Genomic DNA, 18,817 nt, shown 5'->3' with positions numbered 1-18,817 from the left:
TCCTGTTCATAAATATATGCCCCCGCTCCAGTTCTCTGTCAAGACTATGCGAGTGTTTACAGGACTAATAAAGGGTTTAGAACAGAAAAAGGCCGCCCCATCGGGACGGCCTTTCAATATTTTATTTACTGGAATCTTACCACTGCTTCTTACGCTGCTCTTCGAGGGCTGCGTCCTGTTCTTCAAAAGTGGCAAATCCGGCATGATGCATGGCATCTTCAACAGTCTGATTCCAATCCCAAGCGGAATAGATAACCGGCTTGTGGAAAGTACCGCGGAAGGTATCCATTTCCTGTCTGATGAAATCCTCTCTGGGCGAGTCCATGTTGTCACGGAGCTGCTCGTTAAGTCTTCTGATTTCACCTTCATACCAATCTTCAAGATCTTCAGGAGTCTTGTACTTTTTGATAATGTGGCTGTAGCCGTTTTCTTCCATGAGCTCGGCAAGACGTTCAAAATGACGTGCCCTGATCCACTGTCCCAATTCACTGACCTTGATATTTTCCGCTTCAACAGCAGCCATATCAAGCTTGGTCTGGAGATAAGTATCAGGAACAACAGACGCGGAAACAATCCCGGCAATGCAGACAACACCGCGTAGGATAACGCTGTTTGAAACACCCTGACCGCAGAAACCGATCTTCTTACCGAACTTCTGTCCGGTGAAAATCGCAGAGAGAATAGCCCATACAACAGCAGGATCTTCTTCATCATAGATATGCTGAAGACTGGAGTTATCCCTGTCAGTACCGAGCACCAGCTGGGTCATATCGTTGGAACCGATGGAAAAACCATCGACTTCCTTGATGAATTCCTTACTGAGCACTGCGTTACTGGGAATCTCAGCCATAAGAATCAGCTTCAGGCCGTCCTTGCCGGAATCAAGATTGTGCACCTGCGAAAGGTAACGTTTCATGCTGCGCGCTTCTTCAATGGTGCGCACGAAAGGCAGCATGATGTGCAGGTTTTTACCACCGAACACACCGCGTGCCAGCTTGAAGGCTTCCAGTTCCCAATCATGAATATTTCTGGAAACACCGCGATAACCAAGCATGGGGTTATCTTCATGGTGCTCAAAGAGCAGACCGCCAAGCAGGTTATGATATTCGTTGGTCTTGAAGTCCGTGGTCCTGTAAACAATATCCTTGCCGTAAAAGGCCATGGCGAACAGAGCCAACCCCTGAGACAAAGTTTGAATATAGTTTTCCTTACCGGTCCTGAGACCACGTGCTTTGATAATATCTGCTATACGCTGGCGAAGGGTGGTGACCTCGTCCATTTCAGACTTAAGTCCCATTTTGAGAGCCACTTCTTCGCGTAACGCTTTAATCCCTTCAATATACTCAAGAACCACAGGGTTCTCTTTGGCTTTCACAAGCATCTCGGGCAGTTCATCAAGGGATTCAGTACGTTTATAAATAAACTTGGAATCTGCATGTTCGCCGGCATGAATACCGAGAACGCCGCGCAGATGTTCCTCAATATTAACTGAAGTCTTGAGTGCATAGAGACTTTCTGTGGCATGCTCAAGATAATGGTCAAGCTTCTTATCCAGTTCACGCAGCTTGCGATGCATAGCCAGAACCTCTTCGGTTCCGCGCGCTGTGTTGGCATTGGCCATGGAGTCCATTTCTTCGGTCAGCCCGGTCAAAGCACCCACATATTCCCTGAGATTAATGTTCAGGGAAATAAGTCCGGAATCAAGCTGGGTTTTCATGACTGTGGTCAGTCTTGAATCAAGCTCATCAAGCTTATCCTGAACCAGTTTATCAAGGGTCCCGTTATCGTAAGCTTCAAGAGCCAGCGGATGGACGCCAACGTTACCGAGCATAAATTCAGCACGTAGCAGACCAACTTCAAAATCAGGAACTTCCCTCAACCGGGAAAGGAACAGTGACTGTCCCACATCAGCGAGGATGAGGCCGACTTTGGTCTTGGTAGGCGGAAGCTCCGCAATGTTAATAGTTCCACCGACCTCTATGAGAGGCAACATGCCGCGATAAACTTTACCACGTGAACCGTCGACAGTAATTTCCTGCCCCTCAAGGGAACGAATAATTTCAAGTCTCTGGATACCGATGATTGCCGGAATTCCAAGTTCTCGGGAGGTGATTGCAGCATGGCTGGTATCGCCGCCCACATCCGCGAGAATACCGGAAGCAATACGCATCCCCGGAACCATATCCGGGTCGGTGCGCTCTGCCGCTAGAATATCGCCTTTGTGGATTTTATTCAGCTCAAGAGCGGAACGAAGGAACTTAACTGTGCCCTGCCCTGCTCCGCGTGAAGCACCGTTACCCTCGAGAACGACTTCGGCCTCTTCAAGCTCCTTGGGGTCAACCTCAAGTCTGCGCATGAAGATGGAATCGGGATGTTGTTCAAATTCCTCATTCCAGCGGGTTTCAGGACGGGCCTGAACAAACCAGAGACGGTCAGCCGCATCAAGGCAGAACTCGGTATCCATAATCATACCGCCGTATGCCTCGCAGATGGAACGCACGCCTTTGGCTACTTCCTCAGCCTGTGCAAGGGAAAGTGCCCAGCGGTACACAGCTCCGGGCTGAACCTTCTCGACCTTGGTTCCTCCCTTCTCGCTGTAGACTATCTTCTTGTCCTTGCTACCCATATTACGGACAACAACTTCAGAACCGTCATCACGCTGGAATACGTAAAATTTATCCGGGGTGACCATGCCGCCCACAACAGCCTCACCGAGGCCGTAACTGGCATCAATGGAAACAAGATCTTTACGGTCTGTTCCACGGCAACCGGTGGCAGTATCAGCACTGAACGCGGTACCGGAAATAACCGGGTTAATCATGCGCATGATACAAACGGAAAGTGAGGTATTCTCGATGGCCCATTCAATCTTTGCATTCTCGGCAATAGAGGCATCACCGGTATTCTCAGCCAGAGTAACAGCATCAAGAATAGCTTCACGGCGATAGGTCATACTGCGCAGGTTGTAAGCTGATGCGCAGTCCCAATGGTATGCTTCGGCGCAATTATCATCGCCGACAATATTAAGGTAAGTATCCTGAAGCCCGGCAAAGGCCTTTTTACGGCTGTCTTCACCGGCAGCGGAGGAACGGACAGCCACAGGCTCGTTTTCAAGCCCAGCATCCTTGCAGATTGAAAGATAAGCTTCCTTGACTGCATTTTCGACTTCTTTAGGCAGTATAACCGAAAGGATCGCACTCTGAACAAGTACGGATCTCTTACGCAGCTGGTCAATCCCTTCAGGAGAGGTGGCAAAACCTTCAACAACATTGTTGATAAAGGTACGCAGTTGAATCTGGGTTTCAGAATGTTTGCCTGCCTCTTTCCTGATCACCAGCGCGATGGAGCGGACAAACTTCTGCAAAAATTCACTATCGCTGTTAACTTCTTCACTGCTCCAGTCCACAGCATTGTATTCGCTGTCTACAACAGCCCTGACAACACTGGCGTTGACTTTTGTCTCATCAAGAAGTTTATGGAATGCAATAGACGATACGGCTCTAAACTGGGGAGATCTGATGCCTTCGACCTGACTGATCAAGGCAGTATTATAGTTCTTTCCGCCGACCAGCAGTTCGGCATCTTCGCCGATCTTAACAATATCGGCACCGGTTAGAATCAGCTTTTTTTCAAGCTGTTTTTTAGCCTGGGACTTCTTGGGAGCTGCGGTTCCCGCACCTTTAGCGGAAACGGCTTCTTCCGTCTTACCAGCCATCACTTCCTCCTTACACATCATTAAAACGATATGCCTTTGGATTTTGCTATAAAATCCGGGTAAATAAGATAATCAGTAATCGAAAAGAAATTAACAGAATATAAACAGACATAGCACCCTGCTTAAGAAAAAGACAGGGGTGCCAACAGTAATGATACTGATTCAGGCGCACGCGGAAGAACTCCGCTGCATTCCGGGGTTGCCGTAATCGGGTGAAAAGCTTCCCTTCAATTCACCCGGCAACAAAAAAGCAATTCCCCAGCAAGGCCTGTATGTCAAGAAAAAACAGTACCTAACACAGTTATAACGGCATTACAGAACCGGAATAAATCTCATGCTGCTCACCATTGTGATCAACCACAAGACCGCCATCAGAACGCAAACCGCAAATAACACCACGTTCAATTCCTTCAGGGCCATCCACAATCCTTACTTCCTCACCGAACCAGACCAGACGGTCCGCAAGTTCGTAAAGAAAATCATCAGTATTCTTCATAGAGATGATCTGCTCAAAATTCCCCCTGAAGTGCTTAATCAATTCAACCCAGGTTTCCAAAGGCCCAAGCTGCATTGTATCAGTATTGAGCTTTCCGGCAGGAACAGCGTGATCAGGACGGAGAAGATCGCGAGACGGAGCATAAGAGAGATTCAAGCCGATTCCGACCATGGTCGCATTACCGCGTTCTTCAATGAGAATTCCTCCGGCCTTCTTTCCATCAATAAGGATATCATTAGGCCACTTGAGTTGAACTTCCACACCAATATCGCGCAATGCGTTGCAGGTCAGGTAGCCTACTATAAGAGGAAGAATCCGGTTCCAGACAGGACGTGCCTCACCGGGCTTAACTTCCGGCAACGCAGGCCACTTAATAGTACCGTATAAGTTTCCGGGAGGTGAAATCCACTCGCGGCGCACCTGCCCGCGTCCGGTGTTCTGTTCAACAGCCAGTACACTTCCCCATTCCGAAAGATCTTCAAGGGCATTCAGCCGCCATGCAACATCGAGACTTGAGACACAAGAACCGCAAACAGCAACAGGCACCCCGGTCCGCGAGCCGGAGATCCATGTTGAATAGGTTCTGTACTCGGCATCTTCGCTGTTCCACGGGCCGAAACTTTCAATATCCCGCGCCCATAAGGGATGAGCCTGAAAAATATTTTCCGGGGTTGTCTTAGGAAGAGGACTGGTTTCCTTACCGTTGATAATGGTAATTCGTGTAATCATGCTGCACTATCCCATGTTCTTAGGCTGGTTGACAAGGTTAACCCTGTTTTTATTAATACTTTAGCTTAATTATATTATTAACCAAAGCCAGCGCGATGTGCAACTTCTTTTCATTCTTCACTTTACGCAACAGATGGTGCTTTATAAGACGTTTGACTATTCTGTTTTGGAGGACTTAATCTCCCTGATCATATCGATCAGTTCCTCTTCCACATCATCTGATTCGCTCTGGTCAATAGCGTCTGAGGAACGGGAATCACGGGTAATAGCGGCGGCAATTTTAGTTGAAATAGCTGCAAGAATTCGTTTTTTCGCATCCTCTCCGGCAATAGCCAGCAGAATCCCCAGTTTATAATAACCGATCTTGCGAAAAACCTGCTTCAAAGTTCCGAGGTCAACAAAAACTATATCTTCAACACCTTCAAGCTCATCAATGGATTTACGCTTGCGCTTGACCTCTTTAAAATACTGCGCTCCCTTTTTTTCAACCCATTTAGAAGTGGCATCCTTGTGCAGCATGCAGATATCTTCCGGAAAATCACCAACCCCTATTTTTTTATAAATCATTTCAGGGTTGGAATCGACAATGGTTGAAAAATCATAAATATCAACAAAATCAGAAATAAAGACCTTGCCGCTGAACTTGTTGATATCTTCAGAAAGATTCTCCGCAATAATAAGAAAATCATCAGGGTTGTTGATGCTCAGGTAGGTCTGCGATGCAATTTTATTCACCGAGACCATGTTAAAACCTATTGCGGACTTGAGATGACGGTCAATTTCGTGCTGCGGAGCATTGGTAATATCTGAAAATTCCTTGGATAATTCTTCAAGAGTTATGCCAATGGGCGCATCTTCGCTTTTAGGAGCGGTCTGAAAAATACGATGTTTCATGTGCAGCAAGCGGCAGAAAGTCAGCCATGAATTATCGCTACGGCTTTCTGAAATCGCGCGATCGGCCCGGGCAAGGCGGGATGCCAGAACTCTGGTCAGATGAAATACAGTAGGATGACTTTTCTTAAGCAGCAGCAGGATCAACCGTGCGGTCAGTTCCAATAAAACACATTCTGAACCGGCTTCAGCCCCGGCAACCCTTTCGCATTTTGAAATAATAGCCATTTCGCCAAAAAGCTCACCCGGACCCAAAGTTGCGAGAATCTGTCTTTTGCCCTTAATATTTTTTACAATATTAACGGAACCGGACTGGATCAGGTAAGCAACATGCCCCTTGTCCCCTTCCCGGAAAATCACCTCACCTTTGAGGAATGTTTTTGACTGCGGCCTGACTGCTGCCATATCACTTAACTCCCTTTAATTTACGTACAATATCAAGGAGTTCGTCACAACACTCAAGAACTTCAGAATCATGGGCATCACGATCAGCAGGAGGCTCACGCAACAGAATCTGGGCAACCTTCTTGCCGATATTCCGCTTAAGCTTATCCCTACCCTGCTGGTCCATAGCCGAATAAAGGACCGAAATTTTATAATAATTAAATCCTTCAAGGGCTTTTCCGAGTGTTGGATTATCAATGAAAATAATATCTTCAACCGATTCGAGATCTTCCAGAGCCTTACGCGGCCTGCGAAATTTTTTGAAAAAATCGGGGTCCTTACCCTTCTGCCATTCCATGACCTTTTCCCGGTTAAAAAAGAGTAGATTTTCAGGCATCTCTTCTTTGATGACCTTTTTATATATCTGATCCGGGGTACTTCCGGTCCTTTGGGCAAGGTCGCTGAAACTCATGAAACTCATGCGTTGATCAACATTAGCACCCAGCTCTCTCATCTGCTTATAAAGATTACGCAAACTAGGCATGAACTGCTCAAAATTCTTGATACTGATGTATCTCTCTACAAACGCGCTTTTATCTCCCTTTTTCACACTTTTCATATCAATCAAACGCAGCTTGAAAACTGTTTCAAGGAAAGATTCTATTTCAAGATTTGAAAAAACAGCCAGAGTCTTTACTGTTTCGGTATAGGATTTAACCGAAAGGCCCATCTTAAAATTTTCGATTTCGCGCTGCTTATCGCGAGGAGTATAAGCAAATTCCCGATAGGCAAGATCAAGAATGGTTGCAAGAGCGAGAAAAGAATCGTTCTGCTCCGACCCGGAAGCCTTCAAGTCTGTAGCTGCAACCCTCTTTGCCAGTAATTCCAACATCTTGCGCACGGTTTCCGGTGAAGACTGGAGCAGTTTCTTCATCATTTCTTCAGTCAACACCACCAGCTCGCAAAAGCTGGAAGCCTCGGCACTTGCTGTACGTTTCTGGTTTGCCAGAAGTGACATTTCACCAAAGATATCGCCCCGGCGCAGGGTAGCCATGACCGTCTTTTTTTTGTCGATAACCTTAAAAATATCAACACTGCCGGACTTGATCATGTAAGCAATCTTACTTTCCTGCCCTTCGTGAAAAATAACCTTACCTTTATGGTAGGTCCTAATACTTGGTGCTGTCCTGACAATCATCTTTAACCGTACTTAATTAAAATGAATTTTTCTGAATATTACACACTACGGCGACGCTTAACAAGCCCCACCGCTTTCTTGACCACAAGAGGAAACAGACCGAGCAGGGCAAATGAAATCAACACACCCGGCTGAACAATACCTGACAAGGAATCAATACCCCCCAGTTCCTTTCCGGCATTAACATATACCATGGTTCCGGGCAGCATCCCCACTTGTGACACCCAGTAAAAAGTTCTCAATCGCATTGGTGTCAATCCCAAAACCAGATTGATAATCACAAAAGGAATCACCGGAATTAGCCGCATGGTAAAAAGGTAAAAAGCCCCCTCTTCCTCAATGCCCCGGTTGACCTTTTCCAGCCTATCGCCGAACTTGCGCTGCACGTAATCCCTGAACAGGTAGCGTGAAAAAAAACAAGCCAGTGTAGCACCGATGGAGCTGGCAAATGAAATGGTCACCACTCCCACTGTAAATCCGAACATAGCTCCGCCTGCAAGCCCCAGCACGGCAGCTCCGGGAAGGTTCAAACCGACAATCAAAACATAAGCCAGAAAAAAAGAAGAGATTGTAAACAGTGGGTTTTGATCGTAAAAGACCTGAAATTCCTGACGCGAATTTTTCAGGTATTCGAGAGTAAGGAACCTGTCCAGATCAAAAGCAAAAAACAAAGCCGCGGCTAACGCAATAAATATGAGTATCAGTATTTTATTTTTCATTAATCATACGATAACATCAAACCTGAATTAATCAAGAACCCAACACAGAGATCATTCGTTATCAGCCTTTAAAAGACAAAAACATTATAAATGCCTGAAAATTTAAATAAATTAAAGATCCTTATTGCAGGAGGATCAATTAGAGACCTGTTACTCGGCAGAACACCCAAGGACTTGGATTATCTCATTGCGTCCGGTTCTGCGGAAGAGTTCCTTACAGCCTTCCCGAAAGCCCGGCCTGTAGGTAAATCGTATGAAATTTTCTATTTGAAAGGACTTGAATTCTCCTTGCCGAGAGTCAGGGGAAACAACACAGATGAAACCATTGATCTTGACCTTCAAGCCCGCGACTTCACGATAAACAGCCTTGCATTGGATGAAGAAGGGGAACTTTACGCCCATCCCAGTGGATTGGAAGATCTCTACAACCGAATTCTGCGTCCCTGCTTCGCTGATACCTTTAAAGAAGACCCCTTGCGCGTATTCCGGGCAGCAGCCTTCATGGCCCGATTTCCTGAATTCTCCGCCCACCCGGAATTAATTGCGCAGATGAAACGTTGCTCTGCAAACAGCTGGCTTAAACAAATCGCCCCGGACCGCATCGGCGTAGAACTGCGCAAAGGATTGAACGGCCCCAAGCCGGGAAATTTTCTGCGGCTACTGATAAAGGGAAAATGCCTTGAACCATGGTTCAGCGAATTTTACGGAGCAGATGAGATACCGGCAGGGCCGCCGGAGTACCACGATAAATCAATTGCCGGACATACAGCTGAAATTATGGATAAAGTAGCAGGCGACCAACTGACCTGCTGGATGGCCATGTGTCACGATCTGGGCAAGGTACTTACACCTTCAGAGATTCTACCCTCACACTACGGGCACGATAAGGCCGGAGCCGAACCGGCAAAGAAACTGGGCAGCAGACTCATGCTCCCGGTTAAGTTCATCCGCGCCGGGGAAACTGCCGCCCTGCTACACATGAAAGCAGGCAATTATAAGGAACTCAGGCCCGGAACTAAAGTGGACCTGCTTATGAAACTGCATGTATCCGGGTTGCTTGAAAATATGATCAACCTCTGCCATGCGGACAGGAAAGAAGAAGTACTAAAGCACGCCCCCGCAGATCTGGCAGAGATACTGAAAGTATCCCTGCCAATCCACGAGCGAAATCTAGGAAAAAAATCAGGAGAAAAACTGCGCAACATGCGGGCCATGAGGATTAAAGCCTTTAGCAGCAACAGAAAATGGGCTTAGGTCTAGATTTTTATCTAAAACAGTTACCCCATTACAAGAAAAGATATATATTTAACTACTGGACACTAACTTTAGCCGTACAAGCCAATTCAAAGCCAGAGGCTTTCAGCACTATTTTTTTAGGGTTCAAACCAACAGGGCGAGACTCATCCTTGAGCCGTTGCAGTTTAGCAGTCTGCATATAAATTACAACTTTATTGCTAGTCCATTTCAGATATTCTGGAGTATAGTACAGAGTTTTAGACTCACCGGGAGCAACCAGACCATTGGTTTTATGCGTAGTTCCTTTCACCACAGAAGGGATAGACAGGTAGCATGAACACTTATTCTCGACTTCAATCGGAATAAAATCTTCAGCCAGGGCTGTGGCAGCACAAAACAAAACGAATAGCAATGTAAACGACAAGACTTTCTTCATCTAACACTCCTTCGGATACCTTTAAAAAAATTAACAACATCCAACAAGGAGAAACATTACATGTTTATAAGTGATTGTGCAAAACAAAACTAAAAAAATTGAGCAATAGCCATCACAATTTAAACGCCAATCTACTACTCAAAAAGATATTTGTATTCACCGGCCACTTTGTCAGTTTTATTCATCAGTGCAGCGGCATCATTTTCTACATTGTGCGAACTGACAAGACCAAGCTCCTGCTTAAGATAAAAAGGAACCACCTCTTCACTTTCCGCAAAAGTCCAGACCACGGAATAAACAGAGCCAATTTCAGGCCTTTCAGTGAATTCACTGCGCGACTCAACATTGATGCGCACTGCTTTGACATCCTTCCCGGCCAATTTAAAAAGAACTGATTTCCTGAAGTGTTCCTTTAACTTTAAGGCCAGAGTGCCGCCAAGCACATCATCACCTTTATGGATAACAACTACCGGAATACCTTGTTTTTCAGTGCCCTGTGCTACTTTTTCAGCTGCTACAGGCTTGCTTTTTGAATCGGGTACGGCTTTCTTTTCTTCAGCAAGTGCAACTGTTCCCAGACACAACACGAGCATCAAAACCAATATGGAACCAACCAGTTTTTTCATGATAACTCCTTATTCACATTCTTTTTCAAATCTTCGATCAAAGCCCTGACTCTGACTTTATCGCGGGCCCAGACCTGTGAACAATAACCGGAAATATATGATGAGACTTCATTACGGTCAGGCAGATCCGGGAACTGCGGAAAATCAATGTCCTTCAGCGTGACCAGTGTGAAGGCCATTTCATCATCAATAACTTTACATTGCGGACCGACGCACCCTGCAATACTCTCTTTTTGCACGGCTGCCGGATCAAGAGATTTGGTAAACTTCAACACATCTGATGCTGTAACGTTTTTATTTACTTTCTCAATTTTAACATTAATCTCATCGGCCATTCTAAAAAAATCCTCACGATTAACGGTACGGATTTTACGACCATTACCATCATCCTTGATTGATCCGTGCATATACTCTTCAATACTTGCGGCAAGCATATCGTAAGCGATGCCAAACCATTTGATATATTCCCCCCGTCCAGTGAAGGCAAAGGGCGGTTTATCAAAAATCTGAGCACACTCAACCCCGGCAGGGTAGTAAAAACGGCTCCGGCTCATACCGGCAGAAACCCAAAAATCATCAAATCCATCCGGTCCAAGGCAGAGTTTTTCCAGCAGCACACAAGCCCGGAAAACCTGATAAAGCTTTACATGCAGCTTCTCTGAAACTTCATGAAAAAGCTCAAGAGCGTCATCCACATCAACACGGGCACCGAAAAAGGAATCCGCCATATCGCTGAGGACTTCATCCGTCAAAGCGTCGGTTAAGTCTTTAAAGTCAGCCATAATATTTCCTTCAAAATAGCAGTTAAAAAACTTTATACGGAAATTTTTTATTTCCGCCCTATCCTTTTATTTTACACGCTTCAGGGACAAAACAAGTATTCAAACCGCAAATGAAATTACTAATTAACCTTGAGAGTGCCATATAATTGAATTATACGCCATGGGTACGAGTATCATCTCAAAGATGATTAACCGATAATTTTAACTGTTAAATTACCTGCTCAATTTAACAGTACATCTACATCAGACATACTGGAGGGAGTATGCTGCTCAACGAACATTTAAGTAAAACACTGCTCAAAGAGGCTGCCGGACTTCCTGTCCCCACCGGAGTGAAAATCACTGAAAAGGATCTTCCCGGCCTGGAACCCTACTTCCCTCTGCCGTGGATTCTCAAGGCACAGGTACCGGTAGGAGGCCGCGGCAAGGCCGGAGGCATCCAGAAGGTTGATTCAAGGGACGAGTATGAAAAAATCGCCCGTGAAATCCTCAGCATGGAAATCAAAGGCAACAAGGTCCCCTTCCTGCGGGCCGAGCCTGCGGTGGATATCCGTAAAGAATTTTATCTTTCCCTGACCTTATCCCGCCAACGCCGCAAAGTCATCATGACTGTAGGACGCGAAGGTGGTGTTGAAATCGAAAACATGGGTCCTGAAAACCTGCTCATTCAGGAAATCAGCCTGCCCGGAGGACTCCAGCCCAACCAGATTCGCGCTGCATTCTTTCATATCGGCATTGCAAAAGAACTTTTCGGTGATTTCAGTAAAATCGTTACCAATCTTTACAACACTATGCTCGACCACGGTCTGCTGCTGGCTGAGATCAACCCGCTGGCTCTGACCGGATACGGCAAGCTGCTCGCCCTTGATGGTAAAATTGAAATGGACGACAACATAGTCGACCTCAATCCTTCACTTGAGAAGTACTACCAGCCTGAACACTCCACCCCGGTGGAAAACATAGCCCGCGACGCCGGAATGAGCTTCGTCTCTCTCAAAGGCTGGGTAGGACTGATCGCCAACGGCGCAGGTCTGGCCATGGCCTCCATGGACGCACTAAACTTCTCCGACCTCCCGGCGGCGAACTTCCTCGATCTTGGCGGCGCAGCGGACCAGAAACGGATTGAAACCGCCCTGCGTTTGCTCTTTGATGACAATCAGGTCAAGGCGATTTTAATCAACCTTTTCGGCGGCATCCTTTCCTGCGAATTGGTTGCCAAGGCTCTCGTGGCCGCTCTGGGCGGCAAGGAACCGGAAAAGCCCATTGTTGTGCGCATGTCCGGTAACAGTGCGGAGGAAGGTCTTGAGGTCCTCAAACAGGTCAAAGGCGATAAGCTGCACCGGGCCAGAAACATGCAGGAAGCCCTCGACCTGCTGACCAAGCTCAAGCCTGCGGACACAACCAAGATCGAATTCCCGGAACCCATCGCAGCCATGCCCGACTCCCGTCCCAAAGATGTCGGCTATAAATCTCCACATGAATTCGGCATCGATAAAGATACTCCCATCCTTGTGCAGGGTATCACCGGTGCTGAAGGCCGTCTGCATACCAAATTAATGCTCGAGTACGGCTCCAACATCGTTGCCGGGGTTACCCCGTTCAAAGGCGGACAGGAAGTACTCGGAGTTCCGGTATATAACTCTATCAAGGAAGCCCAGCGGCACCATGAAATCGGGGCCAGCATTATTTTTGTACCGCCAAAACTGGCAACTGACGCCATCCTTGAAGCGGCTTCCTGCGAAGTTCCGTGGGTGGTCTGCATCACCGAAGGCATTGTACAGTCTGCCATGCTCAACGTGCTGGAGCAGGTCAAAGGCGGTAAATCACGCATTGTCGGCCCTAACACCCCCGGCCTGATCGTACCCGGACAGACCAAAATCGGCATTCTGCCGACCACCCCGTTCTCCCCCGGTCCGGTCGCCGTACTTTCACGTTCCGGTACCTTGACCTATGAAGTTGCCGACCGCCTTAATCAGGTGGGTATCGGGCAGTCTCTGTCTATCGGTATTGGCGGTGACTCATACATCGGCACCACTTTTGCGGATGTTTTTGAGATGCTGCGCAACCACGATGAAACCAAGGCTGTTATGGTTCTTGGTGAAATCGGCGGTACCGCAGAGCAGGATCTTGCTGATTATGTTATCGAAACAGGATTTGACAAACCCGTACTTTCCTTTATTGCTGGTCAGACCGCGCCTCCGGGTAAACGTCTGGGCCACGCAGGTGCGATCCTCCAAGAAGGAACCGGGGTACAGGGTAAGCTGGAAAAAATGAAAGCAGCCGGCTTCACTGTCTGCCCCAGCCTTGAGGCTATCCCACAGCTTACCGCAGACGCACTTGGAATTAAGTTAAGTGAATAAAAACATATGCTTCTTTAATAGTAATAAAGCCTGGGGCGGCGGAGAAAAGTGGAACCATCACTTTTCCCTGCTCCTCCGGGATCAGGGTTACAACGTATTTGTCGTAACCAACCATAAATCAGAGCTTAAAACCCGCCTTGAAAATGAACCGGGCATCACCTTGCACAGTGAACCGATCGGCAATATTTCCTTCTTAAACCCAGCTTTAATGGGCCGCTTGAAATCTTTTTTTCAGGCCAACAACATCCAGACCCTGATCACCGCCCTGCCCTCAGACCTTAAAAGCGGAGGCATTGCCGCCAAACGTGCCGGAGTTAACCGTGTAATCTACCGTCGCGGAATTGCCGTTCCGGTGAAGAATTCGCTGTTCAATCGCTATATTTTTAAGAACGTTGTTGATCGTTTAATCGTCAATTCCTTAGAGACAAAACGGACTGTTCTAGCCAACAATTCCGACCTTATTGATGAAAGCAAAATTCGCCAGATATACAACGGTTTCGATGTTGCTGAATTTGATAAACAGGACTTTTTTCCGCCTTACTCTCCCGAAAATGGAGAAGTTGTAATCGGGAATGCCGCCCGTTTGACCGCTCAAAAAGGCCAAAAACATCTCATCAAGGCTGCAGAACTGCTCAAAGAGAAAGGATTAAATTTCAAAATACTCATCGCAGGTAGCGGTGAAATGGAGCAGGAATTAAAAGATTACGCCACAGAACTGGACGTAAACGACAAAATTTCATTCCTCGGTTTTATCAAAGACATGAAATCTTTTCATGCCTCACAGGATATTTTCTGCCTGCCATCCCTCTGGGAAGGGTTCGGTTATGCCCTTGTGGAAGCCATGACTCTGGAGAAACCCGTAGTAGGATTTGATATAAGTTCCAACCCCGAAGTCGTAGCTGACGGTGAAACCGGGATTCTTGTTCCCGTAGAAGACACAGAAAAGCTGGCAGCAGCTTTAAAAAAGATGATTCTTGATGAGGAATTACGCAATAAAATGGGTGCAGCCGGACGTCAGCGGGTTTTGGAAAATTTCAATACTCCGCTGGTTTTGCGGAAGTTAGTTGAGATTGTGGAGGAGTAGGAATGAGACGTTTTACTTTATTTAACGTATATTTAATACTTTTTCCCATTGCTATGCAAATACACACAAGCGACTTAACAAATGCGCGGTCGCAAATTTCAAATTTCAATACCCACATGAGTGTTGCTAATAAACAAATCGTTTGCGCATCATTAGCACATTTACAGAATTTAGAAGTTGCCCCCAAACCAGTAATTTACTTCCCATTCAGCATACTAGACACCTTGCTTTTTAAAGAGAAATACTTTGAAGGCCGCGAGGCACTAAAAAGAACAATTGAAGTTTATAAAACAGAACTAGCTGGTGCAAAATTTAATAATTTTAACCTCAAAAAAGCCCTCAATAAAGCATTAGAAAATAATTCATACACACCAATTAGTGATTGTATAAGATTCGATTTAAGTGAAGCAGATCTAAACTTTGCTAATATGACTGAGGCAAATTTAGGTGGAGGCATATTCAATTTAACAGAACTAAACAATGCAAACTTAGAAGGTGCTCATTTGAAAAATGCGTATTTTAAGAGAGCAGAACTAAACAATGCGACTTTAAGTTATGCAAATATGTCTACAGCTAATCTTAATTACGCAAATTGCTCTAACGCAAAATTTAATCAAACAATTTTAGCTGGTGCAAAGTTAGCATATAGCGATTTATCAGGAGCACAGAATCTTACAGCAGAGCAGCTATCGAAAACACAAACACTATATAATGCCACCATTGATCCAGGGTTAAAGACGAAACTTAAACAAATTAAACCAAGCTTATTTAAATACTACGATTGGATCGACAATTAAAAAAACGGCAGCCCCATACGGAACTGCCGTTAATCAAAATCTATAATCCAACCTAAAATCAACCACCCTACTGAGCGAACTCCGCAATAAAGCGTTTAATCTCAGACCGAGCCTTATCAAGATAACCGGGGAATACGGCCTGACATGTCTCTGTCATGTCCATATTCCATTCGGTGTAGTTCTCAGGCTCCATGCCTAAAATACGCATTTCAGGACGCTTCCCGACAGCTCCGGCCATATTCAGGGAATCAACGAGATCAATGTCATGCAAAGACAGACGCTGTTTATCGTTGTCGATGATATCTTTTTCTTCAAGATAATAAATGGTACCGGCATCCTTCCCGCCATGAACGATGTCCAGTACCAGAAGGCCGTCATAGCCTTCCAGAATATGAAAAATATCGTGGGTAAATGTACCGCCGTCCACAAGATGGACATTTTCCGGCCATTCATCTTTCTTCAATTCTTCTACAGCATGCACCCCGACGCCCTCATCGCCAAGGAGAATGTTCCCAATCCCTAAAACCAGCAGTTTTTTCATTATGAAATCCTTAGTTGATGCGCTTCGCGCCTTTGACGAAAGATTTCGCCTCCGGCGGCCAAAGGGGATAATCCCCTTTGGAATCCTTAATAATTTTAAATAAAGCTATTAAAAATTCCGCCTCAAAATCATCATACGAAAAATCATAATCGTATGAAAGGGAAACTCCCGGACACAGGAACCCTGCGCCCGGGAGCTTATATTCAGTGAAATGTCGTTACGTTAGCAACCTTCGCCTACGTGAACAACATGCTCTTCACCGGTCTCTGCGTGCAGCACGTGCACGGCACAACCCAGTCACGGGTCAAAGGATCGAATGATCCTTGAGATATCTACAGGACTTGACGGATCAGGAACCGGAGTACCAATGAGGGCTTCCTCAATGGTTCCGCGATGACCTTTATCATCACGGGGGGTGCTGTTCCAGAGGGTCGCGGGGATCATCTGGTAGTTAGCAGTTACTGAATCCTTGATGTTGATGTAGTGCAGCAGGGAGCCACGGGGTGCTTCGGTAAGACCGAGACCTTCTGCGGACTCAGGAATTTCAGACTTGACGAAGGTTTCTTCGCCAGGCTTGATTTCTTTGAGCCATGCATCCTGGATTGCGTTTGCAACCATGTAGGCTTCTTCTGCGCGAGCAACGTGGCGACCCATAAGGGAGAATGCCATGTCTTCGCCCAGATCGCGGAACATCTTGGCTTCGATGCCGAAGAGATCCTTGAGCTGCTTCTGTCCCATGGGGCTGAGTTCGGGATTATGAATCCACATACGCGCCAGAGGACCAACTTCAACAGCGCTGCCGTTGTAGCGGGAAGCTTTACAGAAGCTGTAAGCGTCCTTCTTGTGCACATCAGGAATGGTTTTACCTTCACTGGGGTGCAGATCGGAACACTCATCAGTGTACCATGCATACTTGGTGTATTCCTTGATGAGCTTCTGGTCGAAGTCCTGATCTTTACCATCGATGTAAACACCGGGCTTGAGCAGATATTCGGACTCAGCATCATCCATGGGGAATACGCCGTAAGCCATGGCGTTTTTGTAACCGCCACCGATCTTGAACAGATCTTTGTAGACGGAACCGATAAGGTAAACGGTAGGTACGTAGGTTTCTTCAATGAACTTCTGAACCTGCTTGAAGCGGCTTGCGTATTCAGCGAGCTTTTCCTTGGTCGGAATTTCAGTTGCACCACCAACGACCTGACCGGAAACGTGAGGCATTTTACCACCGAACAGAGCTACCATTTCGTGGCAGATACGGCGGATTTCAAGAGCCTTAACGTACTGGTCTACAGCTACCTTGTTGGTTTTTTCATCAAGACGCAGGTCAGGATGTTCGAAGCGGGGGACAAAGGGAGCTTTGCCGGGACCGCGTACGAAGTCCAGAGCTGCAAGATGATAGAAATGCAGAATGTGAGACTGCAAGTAGTTAGCACCGAAGATGAGGTTTTTGGTAACACGACCGTTTGTGGTCAGCTTTACGCCAAAAGCATCATCAAGAGCGCGGGTGGAAGCAGTAGAGTGAGCGGTGGGGCAAACACCACACAGACGCTGGGTCAGCTGAGCTGCATCGCGGGGATCACGTCCTACAAGGATGTTCTCGAAACCGCGGTACATGCCGCCGGAGAGCCATGCATCAGTTACTTTACCGTCTTTAACTACGACCTCAGCCTTGAGGTGACCTTCGATTCGGGTTACCGGATCAATGGCAATCTTAATTTTCCCGTCTTTACCGGCGGGTGCATGAGATTTTGAAGACATAAGGATTTATACTCCTTTTCCGGTTAACCGGCTTCGTAGAAGGGAGACATTTCATCCGGGAATCCCGGTTCTACACAGCCAATGCATACTGAGTTTTCAACACACCAGTTAACGCCGCCGTTCCACTTGCGTTTGAAGCAATCGGAGTTGGCGTTGGGACCTTTACAGCCCAGCTCGTAACGGCATTTAACCGGATCGGTGAAGATTTCAGCATACTCATCGTTGTCAAAGGCCTCAAGATAGGGGCAGTTGTCGTGGATGTTTTCACCGAAGAAAGGTGTAGGACGACCGTTTTCATCAAGAATTTTGACGACTTCAGCAAGTCCTCCATCAAGACCTTTTTCTTCGATGGCATTGATAGCAACAACGAGAGTACCCACCATCCAGTCAGGATGGGGAGGACAACCCGGAATGTTGACTACAGGAGTCTTCACACCGTTTTCTGCGAGGAAATTGGTTACAGACATGGAGCCGGTAAGGTTTCCTTCAGCAGCGGGGATACCGCCATATGCAGCACAAGTACCAACGTTTACAACCAGAGCAGCATTCTTAGCCATTTCGAGAGTGGCTTCAGTCATGGTGTACTCTTTATGATCCGCGCCTGCACCTACGATACAGTAATGGCCGTTCTCAGCTGTGGGAACGGAACCTTCAACGATAACGATGTATTTGCCTTTGTTTTCTTTAGCCTGATCCATCATGAAATCCCAGGCTTCGTGGCCTTCGGAACCCATAATAGTCGGGTGATAATCAAGGTTAATTACATCGAGAAGTACCTCTGCGATAGAGGGATGCACTGAGTTGAGAAGTGAAACCGAACAGCCGGTGCAGCCCTGTCCCTGCAGCCAGAAAACATTCGGTACAAACTTCTTCAGCGCATGCACTACACTGGGGTTGAACATCTGGGAAATCCCAAAGCCAGCCACAGTTCCTGTGCACATTTTCACGAAATCTCGCCTGGTCAAACTCATCCCTACCTCCTTGGTGGTTGCCGGCGTAGTAAGGCACTGTCCTTACTAAGTAAAAAAAACCGCCACGGCGACGATATTTTTTAAAACCAAA

Annotated in this window: 15 protein-coding genes; 4 read left to right on the top strand and 11 right to left on the bottom strand. The window is 46.6% G+C overall.

Going from position 1 to position 18,817, the window contains the following annotated elements; all coding sequences use genetic code 11:
- Positions 1 to 136: 136 nt before the first annotated feature.
- The 5 genes from FMS18_RS17400 to FMS18_RS17380 form a co-directional block, all read right to left on the bottom strand.
- Complete coding sequence (locus tag FMS18_RS17400) at positions 137 to 3,715, bottom strand: PEP/pyruvate-binding domain-containing protein (RefSeq protein ID WP_163295942.1); 3,579 nt, start codon at positions 3,713 to 3,715, stop codon at positions 137 to 139.
- 301 nt (positions 3,716 to 4,016) lie between these two features.
- The gene (locus FMS18_RS17395; RefSeq protein WP_163295941.1) at positions 4,017 to 4,940 is read right to left on the bottom strand and encodes a biotin--[acetyl-CoA-carboxylase] ligase; all 924 of its coding nucleotides are present in this window, start codon (positions 4,938 to 4,940) and stop codon (positions 4,017 to 4,019) included.
- Positions 4,941 to 5,096: 156 nt separating this feature from the next.
- Positions 5,097 to 6,236, bottom strand: coding sequence for a Crp/Fnr family transcriptional regulator (locus FMS18_RS17390; protein WP_163295940.1), 1,140 nt, complete (start codon positions 6,234 to 6,236; stop codon positions 5,097 to 5,099).
- Position 6,237: 1 nt separating this feature from the next.
- Entirely contained in the window at positions 6,238 to 7,413 is a 1,176-nt protein-coding gene (locus FMS18_RS17385) for a Crp/Fnr family transcriptional regulator (RefSeq protein WP_163295939.1), read from the bottom strand.
- 38 nt (positions 7,414 to 7,451) lie between these two features.
- A complete protein-coding gene (locus tag FMS18_RS17380; RefSeq protein ID WP_163295938.1) occupies positions 7,452 to 8,132 on the bottom strand; it encodes a TVP38/TMEM64 family protein in 681 nt (226 codons plus the stop codon).
- A gap of 90 nt (positions 8,133 to 8,222) precedes the next feature.
- On the opposite strand from FMS18_RS17380, the gene FMS18_RS17375 reads away from it, so the two are divergent.
- The gene (locus tag FMS18_RS17375; RefSeq protein ID WP_163295937.1) at positions 8,223 to 9,386 is read left to right on the top strand and encodes an HD domain-containing protein; all 1,164 of its coding nucleotides are present in this window, start codon (positions 8,223 to 8,225) and stop codon (positions 9,384 to 9,386) included.
- A 55-nt stretch (positions 9,387 to 9,441) separates the two neighbouring features.
- On the opposite strand, the gene FMS18_RS17370 is transcribed toward FMS18_RS17375, so the two are convergent.
- From FMS18_RS17370 to FMS18_RS17360, 3 genes are all read right to left on the bottom strand, one after another.
- On the bottom strand, positions 9,442 to 9,804 hold the full coding sequence (locus FMS18_RS17370; RefSeq protein ID WP_163295936.1) for a hypothetical protein: 363 nt from the start codon (positions 9,802 to 9,804) through the stop codon (positions 9,442 to 9,444).
- Between the two features lie 134 nt (positions 9,805 to 9,938).
- The gene (locus FMS18_RS17365) at positions 9,939 to 10,430 is read right to left on the bottom strand and encodes a hypothetical protein (protein ID WP_163295935.1); all 492 of its coding nucleotides are present in this window, start codon (positions 10,428 to 10,430) and stop codon (positions 9,939 to 9,941) included.
- The gene (locus FMS18_RS17360; RefSeq protein ID WP_163295934.1) at positions 10,427 to 11,212 is read right to left on the bottom strand and encodes a hypothetical protein; all 786 of its coding nucleotides are present in this window, start codon (positions 11,210 to 11,212) and stop codon (positions 10,427 to 10,429) included. Before FMS18_RS17360 ends, FMS18_RS17365 begins: the two co-directional genes overlap by 4 nt.
- Positions 11,213 to 11,475: 263 nt before the next feature.
- Here FMS18_RS17360 and sucD point away from each other — a divergent pair, with 263 nt between their 5' ends.
- From sucD to FMS18_RS17345, 3 genes are read left to right on the top strand one after another with little or no spacing between them, the layout of a single operon-like run.
- A complete protein-coding gene (sucD, locus tag FMS18_RS17355) occupies positions 11,476 to 13,572 on the top strand; it encodes a succinate--CoA ligase subunit alpha (RefSeq protein WP_163295933.1) in 2,097 nt (698 codons plus the stop codon).
- Complete coding sequence (locus FMS18_RS17350; protein ID WP_163295932.1) at positions 13,565 to 14,656, top strand: glycosyltransferase family 4 protein; 1,092 nt, start codon at positions 13,565 to 13,567, stop codon at positions 14,654 to 14,656. The genes sucD and FMS18_RS17350 overlap by 8 nt, the downstream gene beginning before the upstream one ends.
- Positions 14,657 to 14,658: 2 nt before the next feature.
- Positions 14,659 to 15,453, top strand: a complete 795-nt coding sequence (locus tag FMS18_RS17345) for a pentapeptide repeat-containing protein (protein ID WP_163295931.1) — start codon at positions 14,659 to 14,661, stop codon at positions 15,451 to 15,453.
- Positions 15,454 to 15,520: 67 nt separating this feature from the next.
- On the opposite strand, the gene hysD is transcribed toward FMS18_RS17345, so the two are convergent.
- The 3 genes from hysD to hysB all read right to left on the bottom strand — a co-directional run bounded on the left by hysD (position 15,521) and on the right by hysB (position 18,726).
- The gene (hysD, locus tag FMS18_RS17340) at positions 15,521 to 15,994 is read right to left on the bottom strand and encodes a NiFeSe hydrogenase maturation protease (protein WP_163295930.1); all 474 of its coding nucleotides are present in this window, start codon (positions 15,992 to 15,994) and stop codon (positions 15,521 to 15,523) included.
- Positions 15,995 to 16,216: 222 nt separating this feature from the next.
- On the bottom strand, positions 16,217 to 17,755 hold the full coding sequence (hysA, locus tag FMS18_RS17335; RefSeq protein ID WP_163295929.1) for a NiFeSe hydrogenase large subunit HysA: 1,539 nt from the start codon (positions 17,753 to 17,755) through the stop codon (positions 16,217 to 16,219).
- Positions 17,756 to 17,778: 23 nt separating this feature from the next.
- Positions 17,779 to 18,726: a NiFeSe hydrogenase small subunit gene (gene hysB / locus FMS18_RS17330; RefSeq protein ID WP_163295928.1), complete on the bottom strand. Its 948-nt coding sequence runs from the start codon at positions 18,724 to 18,726 to the stop codon at positions 17,779 to 17,781.
- Positions 18,727 to 18,817 lie beyond the last annotated feature (91 nt).

The organism is Desulfovibrio sp. JC022 (assembly GCF_010470665.1).
GTDB lineage: Bacteria > Desulfobacterota > Desulfovibrionia > Desulfovibrionales > Desulfovibrionaceae > Maridesulfovibrio.
Note: the sequence above shows the minus strand (reverse complement) of the source record. Positions and strands in the feature narration are given on the sequence as shown.

Excerpts from the sequence above, each read along its gene's own strand:
- FMS18_RS17370 (WP_163295936.1), bottom strand. The coding sequence starts at position 9,804 with ATGAAGAAAGTCTTGTCGTTTACATTGCTATTCGTTTTGTTTTGTGCT.
- FMS18_RS17360 (WP_163295934.1), bottom strand. The coding sequence starts at position 11,212 with ATGGCTGACTTTAAAGACTTAACCGACGCTTTGACGGATGAAGTCCTC.
- hysB (WP_163295928.1), bottom strand. The coding sequence starts at position 18,726 with ATGAGTTTGACCAGGCGAGATTTCGTGAAAATGTGCACAGGAACTGTG.
- FMS18_RS17380 (WP_163295938.1), bottom strand. The coding sequence starts at position 8,132 with ATGAAAAATAAAATACTGATACTCATATTTATTGCGTTAGCCGCGGCT.
- FMS18_RS17395 (WP_163295941.1), bottom strand. The coding sequence starts at position 4,940 with ATGATTACACGAATTACCATTATCAACGGTAAGGAAACCAGTCCTCTT.
- FMS18_RS17345 (WP_163295931.1), top strand. The coding sequence starts at position 14,659 with ATGAGACGTTTTACTTTATTTAACGTATATTTAATACTTTTTCCCATT.
- FMS18_RS17385 (WP_163295939.1), bottom strand. The coding sequence starts at position 7,413 with ATGATTGTCAGGACAGCACCAAGTATTAGGACCTACCATAAAGGTAAG.
- FMS18_RS17390 (WP_163295940.1), bottom strand. The coding sequence starts at position 6,236 with ATGGCAGCAGTCAGGCCGCAGTCAAAAACATTCCTCAAAGGTGAGGTG.
- sucD (WP_163295933.1), top strand. The coding sequence starts at position 11,476 with ATGCTGCTCAACGAACATTTAAGTAAAACACTGCTCAAAGAGGCTGCC.
- hysD (WP_163295930.1), bottom strand. The coding sequence starts at position 15,994 with ATGAAAAAACTGCTGGTTTTAGGGATTGGGAACATTCTCCTTGGCGAT.
- FMS18_RS17375 (WP_163295937.1), top strand. The coding sequence starts at position 8,223 with ATGCCTGAAAATTTAAATAAATTAAAGATCCTTATTGCAGGAGGATCA.
- FMS18_RS17365 (WP_163295935.1), bottom strand. The coding sequence starts at position 10,430 with ATGAAAAAACTGGTTGGTTCCATATTGGTTTTGATGCTCGTGTTGTGT.
- FMS18_RS17400 (WP_163295942.1), bottom strand. The coding sequence starts at position 3,715 with ATGGCTGGTAAGACGGAAGAAGCCGTTTCCGCTAAAGGTGCGGGAACC.